Below are 13,499 nucleotides of genomic sequence, written 5' to 3'. Positions count from 1 at the left end.
TCGCCGCTTCACCAGACCACCGGGCCGGCCGCTCAACGGATCAAGAGCCACCTTGCCGGCGTTCTTCCGCTTGCCGGCGTTCTTCCGCTTGCCGGCGTTCTTCCGCTTGCCGGCGTTCTTCCGCTTGCCGGCGTTCTTCCGCTTGCCAGCGTGGGCGACCGGCCTACCAGCCGACGGCGCTGCTTACCGCTGCGGCCGCCTGCGACAAGGAGGCGGTCGTGGTGTCGACGACTACATCTTCGACCTTCTCCCGCTCCAGGATCCTGTCCAGCTCGGATGCCCTGTCCAGAAACCAGGGCTGGTCCGGATTGCGGCGGCGCAGGCGTTCGCGGACCACCGTAAGGTCGACGCGGAGGCGGCAGACCGTAAGCGGCATACTCAGCGCATCTTGATGGGCGTCGCGTTCCGCCCGGCTCTCGATCACCCCGGCCAGGATCAGTCGCCGCGCGCCGGCCACGACGAAGTTCTCGGCCATGGCCCGCAGGTTGCGCAGGGTGATGGCGCCGTTGAACGGGTCGCCAGGCGGTGCCGGCCACATGCACCGCAGCCAGTCGAGGTCGATGACGGCATGCGGCGTACCCCGCTCCGCCAGCAGATCCCCCAGCGCCTCCGCCACCGACGTCTTGCCCGCTCCCACCGTGCCGGTGATCAACAAGGCCTCGTTCATGCAGGCCACGGTAGCGATCTCCTGGAATTGTCATACCCCGTGCCTAGAGTGACGTGCATGACGGAGGCAGCGGCCCGAGCCCACATCACTCGCTTCAACAACGCGGTGACCAGCGGTGATTGGTCCCAGTTCATCGCCGCCCTGCACCCCGACGCGGTGATGACGTTCATCGGGCCACCCATCGGGCCGTTCCATGGCCGGGACGCCATCGCGCGGGCCTACGCCGCTGACCCACCCACCGACACCCTCAAGGTCGTCGACATCCGCTCCGAGAGCGAGACCGACCTGATCACGTTCGAGTGGTCTCGCGGCGGCACCGGGACGCTCACGCTGCATCACGCCGCCGGTCAGGTCAACGCCCTGACGATCCGCTTCGATTGACCCCGGCCGCCGCCCGGCGGGCCAGGCATGCGCAGGTGCCGCTCAGCGCCGGCCAGTTCCGGCCCGGCCCCGGCCGCCGCCCTGCCGGTGACCCGGGAGTTCACGGCCACTCGCACGATGATCCGCCAACTCAACCCCAGCCCGACCGGCGGCAAGTCAGCAATACACGACCACCCGCACGGTTCTCCGCTCAGGCCAGGCCGGGCCCGTCGCCTCAGGAGCGGAGGTCACGTCCACCTGCACGAAATCCGGCCACCACAACCCCAAGCCCGACCGACGGCAAATCAGCAACACCCGACCACCTGGACGGTCCTCCGCTCAGGTGAGGCCAGGCCGGGCGCGGCGGCTCAGGAGTTGGCGGCCGCCTGCTTGATTTGGCTGGCTGCGCCCTCGCCCGGCTCGGGGCGGCGGGTCAGCACTCGCGGCCCGGTCTCGGTGATGGCGATGGTGTGTTCGGAGTGGGCCGTGCGGGAGCCGTCCGCCGAGCGGATCGTCCAGCCGTCATTGTCGAACTTGATTTTGTCGGTGGTGGCGCAGAACCACGGCTCGATCGCGATGGTCAGGCCCGGCTCGAGCTTCATGCCCCGACCGGGACGGCCGTCGTTGTAGATATGCGGCGCCTCATGCATGGTGCGACCCAGGCCGTGCCCGCCGAACTCGCCGTTGACCTTGTAGCCATAGCGGCGGGCGACAGCACCGATCGCCGCGGAGATGTCGCCGAGGCGGTTGCCTGGCCGGCCGGCCTCGATGCCCGCCTCAAGCGCCACCTCGGTGGCCTCGATCAGCTTCAGGTCGGCCGGATCCGCGGTGCCGACCACGACCGACACAGCGGAGTCGGCCACCCAGCCGTCGATCCCGACGGCCATGTCGATGCTCAATAGATCGCCATCGCGCAGGACATAGTCGTGCGGCAGACCGTGCAGCACCGCGTCGTTGACCGACAGGCACAGGACATGGCGGAACGGACCGTTGCCGAACGACGGAGCGTAGTCCCAGTAACAAGACTCAGCACCGCGCTCCTTGATGCGCCGACGGGCGTGGTGTTCCAGGTCCATGAGATTGACTCCGACGGCCGCGACCCCGCTCAGCTCCCCGAGCAACCCTCCGACGAACTGGCCGGTCACGGCCATCCGCTCGATCTCCCCAGGCGACTTGAGCTCGATCACGACGACCCCTCCCTCTCCATGCGGTATTTTTATACCACGTCGGCCCGGTCGCGTTGCCGCGCAGGGAAGGCGGCTCCTAGACTGCTGGTCATGGTTCGCCGACCGCTCACTCCTGGACAGGTAGCAGCCGGTCAACGTCTGGGCGCCGCGTTGCGCGTAGCCCGGGGCGGCCGCAGCATCGTCGAGGTGGCCCTCGCCGCCGGGATCTCCCCAGAAACCCTGCGCAAAATCGAGGTCGGCCGCCTGCCTGCGCCAGCCTTCGGCACGGTGGTCTGCCTCAGCGAGGTCCTCGACGTCCCGCTGAGCGACCTGGCCGCGGTCTGGCTGGCCGCCACCCCCGCACGCGCCGCCTCCTGAGCACCCGGCACCGACCAGACCGAATGTCGCCCCCGGTATGCAGCAACCCGCATTCACCGGCCCGGCCCCTGGGTCTCCCGGCGGGTCAGCCTCACCCAAAGCCGCCCAGACTGCACGCACGGCCGGCATCAAGCGCCCAGTCGGCCGGACTCGCTCAAGGCCCGCCCAGACCGCACGGCCGGCATCAAGCGCCCGGCGGGCCGGGGCTGCCCAGGTCCTGCCAGAGGTAGACGGCGAGGGACAGCGCGGCGATCGCGATCGCCATTCGGAGCGGGCGTTCCGGGGTGCGGCGCACCAGGGCCGGGCCGAGCCAGCTTCCGAGCAGGCAACCGCCGGCAAGTAGGGCCGCGGCGCTCCAGTGCACGGGGGCGATCAGGGCGTACAGGATCGCGGCGGCCAGGTTGGCGGCGCCCAGGACGACGCTCTTGACGGCGTTGGTGATCGCCAAGGGTTCGGTGGCGGCCAGGGAGAGGGCGGCGAGCAGGAGTACGCCGGCCGCCGCGCCGAAGTAGCCGCCGTATATGGCGATCAGGAAGACCGCTACGCCCAGCGGTGGGCGGAAGCCGGGTTTCGCGTACCAGACTCGCAGCGGCTCCCGGAGCAGCAGCGTGACCGCGCCGAGGGCGATGAGCGCGGGGACGATCCGTTCGAACGCCGATGAGGGCGTGCTCATCAGCAGCACCGCTCCGGCCGTCCCGCCCATGGCGGCGATCCCGCTCAGCCGGAGGATCCGGCTGCCCTGCCCGCGCAGTTCGCGGCGGGAACCGGCGGCGGCTCCGGCCGCGCTCGACAGCAGCGCGACGGTGTTTGTCACGTTCGCGGCGACCGGCGGGATGCCGACGGCGAGCAGAACGGGGTAGCTGACGAGCGAGGCGAGTCCGGCCATTGATCCGGTCAGGCCGGAGCCGATGCCGCCGAGGACGAGCAGCACGGCGTGATCAGGAGTCACGCGGTGTCACGGTATCGGATGGAACCGGCCGTCGACCCGGCGTGGAATGCTGTCGAATTCGTCACGTAGCTCGGCGGGGAGCAAGTCGGCGGGTGCGTTCTGCCAGGTCACCGGGCGCAGGAAGCGGCGGATGGCGGACGTGCCAACCGAGGTGTGCTGTGTGTTGGTGGCGGGCCAGGGGCCGCCGTGGTGCTGTGCCCAGGAGACCGCCACGCCAGTCGGATAGCCGTCGTAGATGATGCGGCCGGCGTGCTGCCGCAGACGCCGGGTGATCTCGGCGGGCAGCGCGGTCTCGCCGGGGCCGCGGTGCACGGTGGCGGTGAGCGAGGACGGCAGGGTGCCGAAGGCGGCGAAAAGGTCGGCCTCGCCGGTGTAGCGGGCGATGATCGCGACCGGGCCGAAGCATTCCTCGGTCGCCTCGCGGGGCAGGTCCGCTGCGGTGGTGGTGAGCAGCGTTGGCGTGCCGCGGAAGCCGACGGTGGCAGCTTCGCCGAGCGAGGCGGGCTCAGCGGAGCCCGGCCGTGTTTCCAGAGGCCGGCCAGGCTCTGCCGAGCCCGAGTCGGCGCTAGCAGCCGGGCCGGCCACGGCGGACTGCCCCGCCGCGGCCGAGCCCGGGACGGCGCCGACAGGAGAGCCGGGCACCGCGCCCGGGGCAGCCTCCACAGCAGAGCCGGATGCGGCGAGTTCAAGGCCGGGTGTCGCTCTGAGGGCGGCGGTACCGCGATGATACGAAGCCGCGATACCGGCGTTCAGCAGGACCATCGGCTCAGTGGCGGCGATGGTTTCGCGCACGGCCGCCACCAGGGCGTCGCCGTCCGGTCCGGCCGGGATGAAGGCGAGTCCGGGCTTCGTGCAGAACTGCCCGGCTCCGAGGGTGAACGAGCCGGCGAGGTCAGCGCCGATCCCAGCGGCCCGGTCGGCGGCCGCCGCGGGCGTCACCACCACCGGGTTGAGGCTGCTCAGCTCGCCGTAGAACGGGATCGGGTCGGGTCGCTTCTCGATGATCGCGAGCAGGGCACGCGCCCCGCCGGTCGAGCCGGTGAACCCGACCGCCCGGATCGCCGGGTGCGCGACCAGGTCGGCCCCGGCCTGCTGACCGTGCACGATGCCGAGCGTGCCCTCCGGCGCGCCGGCCTTGCGGGCAGCCGCCACGAGCACGTCGAAGACCAGCTGCGACGTCGCCGGGTGCGAGCCGTGGGCCTTCACGACGACCGGGCAGCCGGCGGCTAGCGCCGAGGCGGTGTCACCGCCGGGAACGGAGAAGGCGAGCGGGAAGTTGCTCGCGCCGAAGACCGCGACCGGCCCGATCGGTACGAGCATCCGCCGCAAATCCGGCCGCGGCCCCATCGGCGTGTCCCCGGCATGGTCGATGGTGGCCTCGAGATATCCGCCGTCGGTCAGCACCTCGCCGAAGAGCCGCAGCTGATACGTGGTCCGGGTGAGCTCACCATTGAGCCTGGTCGTACCGAGCCCGGTCTCCCGGTCGGCGACCGCCACGATCTGTTCGCGGGCCTCCTCGAGAGCCTCGGCGAGGGCGGAGAGCAACGCGGCCCGCCCATCACGGCCCAGCCCCTCCAGCGGCTCCGCGGCGGACAGCGCGGCCCGACAGAGCCGGTCCACCTCGACAGTGGTCGTCTCCGGCGCCACGAGCTCCACAGTCTCGCCGGTACGCGGATCGATGCTGGGTACCTCGGTCATTGAGTGCCTCCGATGTCAGCGCGGTCGACGGTCCAATCGCGAACCCGGTCGCTGAGGGTCACGCCGAGCCCTGGCCGTGGCGAGAGGTGGATCCTCCCGTCGCGAATCTCCAGCCTCTCGTTGAAGAGCGGATGCAGCCAGTCGAAATGTTCGACCCACGGCTCGTGCGGGTACGCCGCCGCCAGGTGCACGTGGATCTCCATGGCGAAGTGCGGCGCGAGAATCAGGTTGCGGTGCTCGGCAAGCGTGGCCAGCCGCAGGAACTGGGTGATGCCGCCGATCCGGGGCGCGTCCGGCTGGATGACGTCGACCGACCCGTTCTCGATCAGCCGGTAGTGCTCGGCCACACTGGTGAGCATCTCCCCCGATGCGATCGCCGTGTCCAGGCTGCGGGCCAGCGCGGCGTGCCCCTCCGCGTCGTACGCGTCGAGGGGCTCCTCGATCCAGACCAGACCGAACTCCTCCAGAGCCCGCCCCACACGTTGCGCGGTGGGCCGGTCCCACTGCTGGTTGGCGTCCACCATGAGCGGCACGTCGTCGCCGAGGTGCTCTCGGACCGCCCGCACCCGCGCCAGGTCCACCGCCGCCGACGGATGCCCCACCTTGATCTTGATTCCGCCGATGCCCGCTTCGAGGGACGCGGTGGCGTTGGCCTTGATCTGCTCGACCGGCTCGTGCAGGAACCCGCCCGAGGTGTCGTAACAGCGGATCGCGTCCCGGTGGGCGCCGAGCAGCTTGGCCAGCGGCAGTTCGGCCCGTTTCGCCTTGAGGTCCCAGAGCGCCACGTCGATCGCCGCGATGGCCTGGGTGCTGGCACCGCTGCGGCCGACCGACGCGCCGGCCCACACCAGTTTGGTCCAGAGCCGGGCGATGTCGCTGGGGTCCTCACCGATCAGCTCGGGAGCGACCTCGCGGGCGTGGGCGAACTGGGCCGGCCCGCCGGCGCGTTTGCTGTAGCTGAATCCGACGCCTTCGTGGCCGCCCTCGGTGCGAATCTCGGCGAACAGGAACGCGACCTCGGTCATCGGACGCTGCCGCCCGGTGAGGACCTTGGCGTCGCTGATCGCGTTCTTCAGCGGCAGGGTGACCGAGGAGAGCGTGACCTCGGTAATGCGATCGGACATCGTGATCACCGCACCAGACAGGGGCGCTTGGGGTCGAAGCGCCAACCGGGAAAGAGGAATTGCATGGCGACCGTGTCGTCCCGGGCGCCGAGGCCGTGCTCCAGGTAGAGCTCGTGCGCGGCGGCGAGCGCGTCACGGTCGACCTCGACACCGAGGCCCGGCCTGGCCGGTACGGCGATCCGGCCGTCCCGGATCCGCAGCGGGTCACGAGTGAGCCGCTGCCCGTCCTGCCAGATCCAGTGCGTGTCCAGGGCGGTGATCTCTCCGGGCGCCGCCGCGCCGACGTGCGTGAACATGGCCAGGGAGATGTCGAAGTGGTTGTTCGAGTGGGAGCCCCAGGTCAGCCCGAAGTCGTGGCAGAGCTGCGCGACACGCACCGAGCCGCGCATGGTCCAGAAGTGCGGGTCGGCGAGGGGAATGTCGACGGCGTGCGAGCGTACGGCGTGGGCCATCTGCCGCCAGTCGGTGGCAATCATGTTGGTGGCCGTACGCAACCCGGTGGCGCGTCGGAACTCGGCCATGGTCTCCCGGCCGGACATGTCGCCCTCGGCACCGACCGGATCCTCCGCGTACGCCAGCACCCCGCCCAGGTCACGACAGAGGCGCACCGCGTCGGCGAGCAGCCAGCCGCCGTTGGGGTCGAGGGTGATCCGCGCCCGCGGGAACCGGGCGGCCAGCGCACGCACCGCCTCGATCTCCTGCTCACCGGCGAAGACACCGCCCTTGAGCTTGAAGTCGGTGAACCCGTACCGAGCCTGTGCGGCCTCGGCGAGCGCCACGATGGCGGACGGGGTGAGGGCCGGCTCGCGGCGCAGCCGCTCCCAGTCGTCGGCCGGATCCTTCTCCACGAGGTAGGGCAGGTCGGTCGCCGACCGGTCGCCGACGTAGAACAGATAGCCGAGCATCGGGACGCTGTCCCGCTGCTGTCCCTCACCGAGAAGCTCGGCGACCGGCACACCGAGGTGCTGGCCGAGCAGGTCCAGCAGCGCGGACTCCAGAGCGGTCACCGCATGGATCGTGACGCGCAGGTCGTACGTCTGCTGTCCACGCCCTGCGGCGTCCAGGTGAGCGTGGGTGGCGGCGATGCTGCGCAGCAGCGAGCCGTACTGGGCGATCGAGCGGCCCAGCAGGAATTCGCCCGCCGCCTCCAGCGTGCGCCGGATGGCCTCGCCGCCCGGCACCTCCCCCGCCCCGACGTTTCCGCTGCTGTCCGTGAGGATCACGACGGTACGGGTGAAGAACGGCCCGTGCGCGCCGCTGAGGTTGAGCAGCATGCTGTCGTGACCGGCGACCGGGACGACCTCGACCCGCTCGACGGTGGGCGTCATGACCGGACCTTGTCGATCAGCGCAGCGAGGGCCGCACGCTCGTCCGGCTGAAGCTCGGTCAGCGGAGGCCGCACCAGGCCGCCGTTGCGCCCGACCGCGTCGAGGCCGGCCTTGATGATGGAGACCGCGTAGCCGCGAGAACGGTCGCGGATGTCGAGGTACGGGATGACGAAGTCGTTGAGCATCCCGTAGACCGCGGCGCGGTCCTGCGCCCGGACCGCGGCGTAGAAGCGCAGCGCGAACTCGGGCAGGAAGTTGTAGAGCGCTGACGAATAGGTGCTGACGCCGAGCTGGAGCAGCGGCAGCGCGAACGTCTCGGCGGTCGGCAGCCCGCCGACGTAGATGAGCCGGTCGCCGACCTTGGCATAGGTGCGGGTCATCCGCTCGATGTCGCCGATGCCGTCCTTGAGGCCGATCAGGTTCGGGTTGCGCTCGGCGAGCTCGGCGACGGTCACGTCCTCGAGGACGGCGTTGGCCCGGCTGTAGACGACGACACCGAGGCTCGTGGCCCGGCAGACCGCGTCGACGTGCGCGATCAGGCCGGCCTGGCTCGCCTCGGTGAGATAAGGCGGGAACAGCAGGATCCCGGCGGCGCCCGCGTCCTCGGCGGCCCGGGCCTGCTCCACCGCCTGGGCGGTGCCGCCGGTGGCCGGCGCGACGACCGGAACCAGGTGGCCGACCTCGTTCACCGCGGTCCGCACCACGGTGTCGATCTCGGGTGTGGTGAGACTGAAGCCCTCTCCGGTCCCGCCGGCGGCGAACAGGCCGGCGACGCCGAAACTCGCCTGCCAGGCGAGGTGCTCACGGTAGCGGGACTCGTCGAAGTTCAGGTCGTCGTCGAAGTGGGTCACGGGGAACGACAGCAGTCCGGAGGCGAGCCGGGCGGCGAGGTCGGTCGGGGGAATCTGCGTCACCCGGCCACCGTAGGAACGTTCGGTGATGCCTGTCCAAGAGTGTTTCAGCATTGCTTGATACCTTCACGGCATCAGATGCTCGAGGGCCGCGAGAACCCGCGGGAGTGCGGGATTTCGCGACTGACGCGGCCAGAGCAGGTGCAGTTCGACCGGTTCCTCGATCGGGGTGAGGATCTCCAGGTAGGCGACATGAGGGACGCCGATCCGGGTAGCCGACGCCGGCACGAAGGCCACCCCGCGCCCGGCGGAGACCAAAGACAGCATGGTCATCACCTGGCTGACGGCGTGCACCACGTTGCCCTGATCCACCGGCACCATGCTGACGATCAGGTCGTAGAAGTATCGGGCCTTCTGCTGGGAGTGGAAGATCAACGGCTCCCGGATCAGGTCAGCGGCCACCAACGGCCGGTCCAAGCCGGCCAGCCAATGATCATCACGCACCGCCAGGAGCAGGGCTTCCCGGTGCAGCAGCCGGGATTCGAACAGCTCCGGGTCGAACGGCGGGCGGGCCAGGCCCAAGTCGAGGTCGCCGGCGGCGAGGGCCGCGACCTGCTCCCGGGTGACCATCTCGAACAGCTCGATGTGCACCTCGGGCAGCCGCGACTCCAGCTCGTTGAGCAGCCGGCCGAGGATTCCGAACGTGGAGGCCGAGGTGAACGCGAGCCGGACCAGTCCGTAGTAGCCGGACGACACACGCTGGGCCAGCTCCGGGGCCGACTCGGCGATCGCCAGCATGCGGCGCGCCTCGACGAGGAACGCCTCGCCCGCCGGCGTCAGGCTCACCCGCCGGTTGTCCCGGTCCAGCAGGTGCACGCCTACACCGGACTCGAGCTTCTGGATCTGCCGGCTCAGCGGAGGCTGGGTCATCCGTAACCGGGCCGCAGCACGACCGAAATGCAACTCCTCGGCCACGGCGACGAAGCCGCGCAGTTGTTCGAGCGTGTAGGCCATACCGAAAAGGTATCAGTCGATGCACGAATGGGCTTGGACATGCATAACAGGGCAGCCATAGGCTCGCCGCACCAGTGACCCCCCTCACAGCGGGAGACCGCATGAACAAGAAACTCCCCGCGCTCGGCCTGGCGACCGTGCTCGCCCTGGCCGGTTGCGGCGGCAACCTTGAATCCGACGACTCCGGCTCGGCGGCGGCGGCCTACCCCGAACGCGCCGTCACCATGCTGATCGGCCAGGACGCCGGCGGCAGCACCGACCTCATCGGCCGCGCTCTGGCCGACCCGGCCAGTGCCGACCTCAAGCAACCGATCACCGTGCAGAACCGGCCGGGTGCCAACGGCGCGGTCGCGGCCAAGGAGCTCGCCGCCGCCAAGCCGGACGGCTACACGATCATGGTGTTCGTGGGATCGCTCGCGTACATCACGCCGCTCGCCGTCCCGGCCGACCAGGCCGTCGACATCAACAACTACGAGGTCGTCACCGGTATCTCGCAGGACGACTACGTGCTGATCGCCAATCCGAAGACCGGCTTCAAGGACGTCCAGGGCATTGTCGCCGCCAAGCGGCCGATCAAGTACGCCACCACCGGCGTCGGCACCGGCAGCCAGCTCACCTCCAGCCTGCTCTTCGCCCAGGCCGGCGTCGACGCCACCGCGGTGCCGTTCAACGGTGGCGCGCCGGCGCTGACGGCGGTGCTCGGCGGTCAGGTCGACGTGGCCGCGGTGCAGCTCGGCGAGGCGAAGGAGCAGATCGAGGCCGGCAAGGCGGTCCCGATCGTCACGTTCGCCGAGAAGCGGCCGACCTACATGCCGGACACCCCGACCGCCGCCGAGGCCGGCTACAAGGTGCCGGTCCAGCAGTCCCGGGCCGTGGTGGCGCCGAAGGGCACCCCGGAGGAGGTCGTCGACCGGCTGCGTACCGCTTTCCAGAAGTCGTTCGGCGAGCAGGCGTACAAGGACTTCAACACCCAGCGGCTGCTCACCCCGAACGAGGTGGACGGCGCGACCCTGCTCCAGCAGTGGAACGGCTCGCTCCAGACCTACAAGGACCTGGTGGCGGAGCACAAGATCAACCTGAGTGGCAAGTGAGCACCGAACCCGTCGACGAGCGGCCGCCTTCCGCCGGACCGCTCAGCAACCTGATCGCCGCCGCCGTCGTGGTCATCCTCGGCGGCGCGGCGATCGCCGGCTCGCTCGCGCTCGGCGCCGGCAGCCCTTCCGAACCCGGTCCGGGCACCTGGCCGTTGATCATCGGGGCCGTTCTGGTGGTGCTCGGACTCGCCCTCGCCGTCCGTGCCCGGGACACCGGCGAGGCCGAACGCTTCACCCGCAGCGGGCTGCTCGTGGCCGCCGCCGTGGCCAGCATGATCGCGTTCGTCGCCGTGATCGCCACCATCGGCTTCGAGATCCCCACTCTGCTGCTGGCCTTCGTCTGGCTGCGGTTCCTCGGCCACGAGTCCTGGCGCACCTCGATCATCACCAGTGTCGGCATCGTCGTCGTCTTCTACGCCCTGTTCGTCGGCGCGCTCGACGTCACCATCCCCCACCTGTTCTGATCCATGGGAGGACCGTTGTCCTCGGTGCTCGACGGCTTCGCCGTCGTTCTCGAGCCGACGAATCTGCTCTACTGCCTCGTCGGCGTCGTCATCGGCATGCTCATCGGCGTCCTGCCCGGCCTGGGCCCCGCCGCCACCATCGCCATCCTGCTGCCGATCACTTTCGGCCTCGAGCCGGTCACCGCGATCATCATGCTGGCCGGCATCTTCTACGGCGCCCAGTACGGCGGCACCATCACCTCGGTCCTGCTGCGCCTGCCCGGCGAGGCATCGTCAGTGGTCACCGTCTTCGACGGGCACGCCCTCACCCGGCAGGGCCGGGCCGGCACCGCCCTCGGCATCGCGGCCATCGGCTCGTTCGTCGGCGGCACCCTCGCCATCATCGCGCTCACCTTCGTCGCCCCGCTCGTCGCCGACTTCGCCCTGGACTTCGGCCCACCGGAGTACACGGCGCTGGCTCTCCTCGGCATCCTGCTGGTGGCGACGATCAGCAGCGGCGGCCGGCTGCGCGCCCTCACCGCCGCGGCGATCGGTCTGCTGCTGGCCACCGTCGGCCGCGACGACTTCACCAGCGCGGAACGCTTCACCCTCGGCAACCTGAACCTCGCCGACGGGCTCGACTTCGTCCCGATCGCGATGGGCCTGTTCGGCCTCGGCGAGATCCTCTACAACCTGGAGGAACGCCACCGCAAGGTGCAGGCCCCGGCCACCGTGGCCAACGTCTGGCCCAGCCGCGCCGACCTGAGGCAGTCCAGTGGCGCCATCGGCCGCGGCTCGGTCCTCGGCTTCTTCCTCGGCATCCTGCCGGGCGGCGGCGCCGTGCTCGCCTCGCTGGCCGCGTACGCGCTGGAGAAACGGCGATCCAAGCACCCCGAACGGTTCGGCAAGGGCGCCATCGAAGGTGTCGCCGCACCCGAGACCGCCAACAACGCCGCCGCCACCTCGTCGTTCATCCCGCTGCTGTCGCTCGGCATCCCCGCCAACGCCACCATGGCCGTCATCTTCGGCGCCCTGCTCATCCAGGGCGTCACCCCCGGCCCGCAGCTGATCACCGAGAACCCCGAGCTGTTCTGGGGCGTCGTCAACTCGATGTACATCGGCAACATCCTGCTGCTGATCATGAGCATCCCGCTGGTCGGCCTCTTCGTCCGCATCCTGCGGGTCCGCGCCACCATCCTCGCGCCGATCACCGTCCTGATCACGCTGGTCGGCGCCTACACCGTCAACAACAGCGTCTTCGACATCGGCCTGGTCATCGCCTTCGGCGTCATCGGCTACCTGATGAAGAAGCTCGGTTTCGACCCAGGCCCGATGGTCCTCGCCTTCGTCCTCGGCAGCCTGCTCGAGACCTCACTGCGCCGCTCCCTGCTGCTCTTCGACGGCGACCCGACCGGCTTCTTCACCCGTCCCATCTCCGGCGTGCTGCTGGCCGCGCTGATCGCGGTCGCCCTGCTGCCCCTCGCTCAGCCACTGCTGCGGCGCCGCACACCCCTGGCCGCCGAGAAGGATCGCGGGGAGGAGGAAGTCGGTAGGGGGACGCCCGAGGCAAGGGATCCCGGGCCGAAGGAGCCGCAGGCAAAGCAGGCCGCGGCGGGAACGCCCGACTCGGGGGCCCCCGACCCGAACACCTCCGAGGAACGGAACTCAGCCACATGAGCACCCCGCACCGCCGGATCACCTCGATCGCGGAGACCGGACACGAGGAAAAGGAACTCGCCGCATGACCGTGCTCGTCGGATACCTCCCCACCGCCGAAGGGGAGGCCGCCTTCACCGCCGCCGTGGACGAGGCGAAACGCCGCGGCGAAGACCTCCTGGTGGTCAACTCGCCCCGCGGCGGGGCGCCGGTCAGCGCCGAAGCCGCCGACCCGGAACGCCTCGCCGCCCTCACCGCCGAGGCCGGGCGCTCCGGCGTCGCACTACGCCTGCGAACCACCCCGCACACCGGCGAACTCGCCGACGAACTTCTGCACGTCGCCGCGCAAGAGAGCGCCTCGGTCATCGTCATCGGCCTGCGCCGGCGCAGCCCGGTCGGCAAGCTCTTCCTCGGCAGCACGGCCCAGCGCATCCTGCTCACCGCCGACCGCCCGGTCCTCGCCGTCAAACCCTGAGGGTCCAGCCAGGCCCTTCCGCTCACGCTGCCTTTTTCGGTACGAGTCAACCGCCGTCCCCGAGACCAGCCCGGCCCGCGCCCGCCGGGCCGGGGCCGATGGTCAACGGTGCCATCCAGGAACCTCCGACCTGGCATCAGGCCCGGCCACGTTGGATCGCCTCCCGGGCGGCCCTCGCCTCGGCCGACGTAAGGCCCACCTCGCCCGACCCCATCTCGACGCCCGGCGCCATCCCGAAGCCCGGCCCCATCCCGAAGCCTGGCCCACTCTGGAGCCCGGCGGCATCTCGAACAGAT

At 70.4% G+C, this 13,499-nt stretch carries 14 protein-coding genes; 6 read left to right on the top strand and 8 right to left on the bottom strand.

Annotated elements, in window-relative coordinates; genetic code table 11:
* Positions 1 to 163 precede the first annotated feature (163 nt).
* Positions 164 to 667, bottom strand: a complete 504-nt coding sequence (locus tag I4J89_RS44475) for a zeta toxin family protein (protein WP_196420273.1) — start codon at positions 665 to 667, stop codon at positions 164 to 166.
* A gap of 57 nt (positions 668 to 724) precedes the next feature.
* Between I4J89_RS44475 and I4J89_RS44470 the strand changes: the two genes are divergently transcribed.
* Positions 725 to 1,048, top strand: a complete 324-nt coding sequence (locus I4J89_RS44470; protein ID WP_196420272.1) for a nuclear transport factor 2 family protein — start codon at positions 725 to 727, stop codon at positions 1,046 to 1,048.
* Positions 1,049 to 1,395: 347 nt separating this feature from the next.
* Here I4J89_RS44470 and map read toward each other — a convergent pair whose 3' ends face one another.
* Positions 1,396 to 2,214, bottom strand: coding sequence for a type I methionyl aminopeptidase (map, locus tag I4J89_RS44465; RefSeq protein ID WP_196420271.1), 819 nt, complete (start codon positions 2,212 to 2,214; stop codon positions 1,396 to 1,398).
* A 90-nt stretch (positions 2,215 to 2,304) separates the two neighbouring features.
* On the opposite strand from map, the gene I4J89_RS44460 reads away from it, so the two are divergent.
* Positions 2,305 to 2,571, top strand: a complete 267-nt coding sequence (locus tag I4J89_RS44460) for a helix-turn-helix domain-containing protein (RefSeq protein ID WP_196420270.1) — start codon at positions 2,305 to 2,307, stop codon at positions 2,569 to 2,571.
* A 184-nt stretch (positions 2,572 to 2,755) separates the two neighbouring features.
* Here I4J89_RS44460 and I4J89_RS44455 read toward each other — a convergent pair whose 3' ends face one another.
* From I4J89_RS44455 to I4J89_RS44430, 6 genes are all read right to left on the bottom strand, one after another.
* Entirely contained in the window at positions 2,756 to 3,520 is a 765-nt protein-coding gene (locus tag I4J89_RS44455) for a sulfite exporter TauE/SafE family protein (protein ID WP_196420269.1), read from the bottom strand.
* A gap of 6 nt (positions 3,521 to 3,526) precedes the next feature.
* On the bottom strand, positions 3,527 to 5,218 hold the full coding sequence (locus I4J89_RS44450; RefSeq protein ID WP_196420268.1) for an aldehyde dehydrogenase family protein: 1,692 nt from the start codon (positions 5,216 to 5,218) through the stop codon (positions 3,527 to 3,529).
* Positions 5,215 to 6,342 carry an L-talarate/galactarate dehydratase gene (locus I4J89_RS44445; protein WP_196420267.1) on the bottom strand — a complete coding sequence of 376 codons (1,128 nt, stop codon included), beginning with the start codon at positions 6,340 to 6,342 and terminating at the stop codon, positions 5,215 to 5,217. Before I4J89_RS44445 ends, I4J89_RS44450 begins: the two co-directional genes overlap by 4 nt.
* 5 nt (positions 6,343 to 6,347) lie before the next feature.
* Entirely contained in the window at positions 6,348 to 7,670 is a 1,323-nt protein-coding gene (locus I4J89_RS44440) for an enolase C-terminal domain-like protein (protein WP_196420266.1), read from the bottom strand.
* Positions 7,667 to 8,584 (bottom strand): 5-dehydro-4-deoxyglucarate dehydratase, encoded by a 918-nt coding sequence (gene kdgD, locus I4J89_RS44435; protein WP_196420265.1) that lies wholly within the window; start codon positions 8,582 to 8,584, stop codon positions 7,667 to 7,669. Before kdgD ends, I4J89_RS44440 begins: the two co-directional genes overlap by 4 nt.
* Before the next feature lie 63 nt (positions 8,585 to 8,647).
* A complete protein-coding gene (locus I4J89_RS44430; protein ID WP_196420264.1) occupies positions 8,648 to 9,535 on the bottom strand; it encodes a LysR family transcriptional regulator in 888 nt (295 codons plus the stop codon).
* A gap of 101 nt (positions 9,536 to 9,636) precedes the next feature.
* Between I4J89_RS44430 and I4J89_RS44425 the strand changes: the two genes are divergently transcribed.
* The 4 genes from I4J89_RS44425 (at position 9,637) to I4J89_RS44410 (ending at position 13,203) form a co-directional block, all read left to right on the top strand.
* The gene (locus I4J89_RS44425; RefSeq protein WP_196420263.1) at positions 9,637 to 10,626 is read left to right on the top strand and encodes a Bug family tripartite tricarboxylate transporter substrate binding protein; all 990 of its coding nucleotides are present in this window, start codon (positions 9,637 to 9,639) and stop codon (positions 10,624 to 10,626) included.
* Positions 10,623 to 11,093, top strand: coding sequence for a tripartite tricarboxylate transporter TctB family protein (locus tag I4J89_RS44420; protein WP_309238758.1), 471 nt, complete (start codon positions 10,623 to 10,625; stop codon positions 11,091 to 11,093). The genes I4J89_RS44425 and I4J89_RS44420 overlap by 4 nt, the downstream gene beginning before the upstream one ends.
* 3 nt (positions 11,094 to 11,096) lie before the next feature.
* Positions 11,097 to 12,749, top strand: a complete 1,653-nt coding sequence (locus tag I4J89_RS44415) for a tripartite tricarboxylate transporter permease (protein ID WP_196420261.1) — start codon at positions 11,097 to 11,099, stop codon at positions 12,747 to 12,749.
* A 64-nt stretch (positions 12,750 to 12,813) separates the two neighbouring features.
* A complete protein-coding gene (locus tag I4J89_RS44410) occupies positions 12,814 to 13,203 on the top strand; it encodes a universal stress protein (protein ID WP_196420260.1) in 390 nt (129 codons plus the stop codon).
* The last annotated feature ends 296 nt before the right edge of the window (positions 13,204 to 13,499 follow it).

This window comes from Actinoplanes aureus (genome assembly GCF_015704865.1).
Taxonomy (GTDB): Bacteria; Actinomycetota; Actinomycetes; order Mycobacteriales; family Micromonosporaceae; genus Actinoplanes; species Actinoplanes aureus.
Note: the sequence above shows the minus strand (reverse complement) of the source record. Positions and strands in the feature narration are given on the sequence as shown.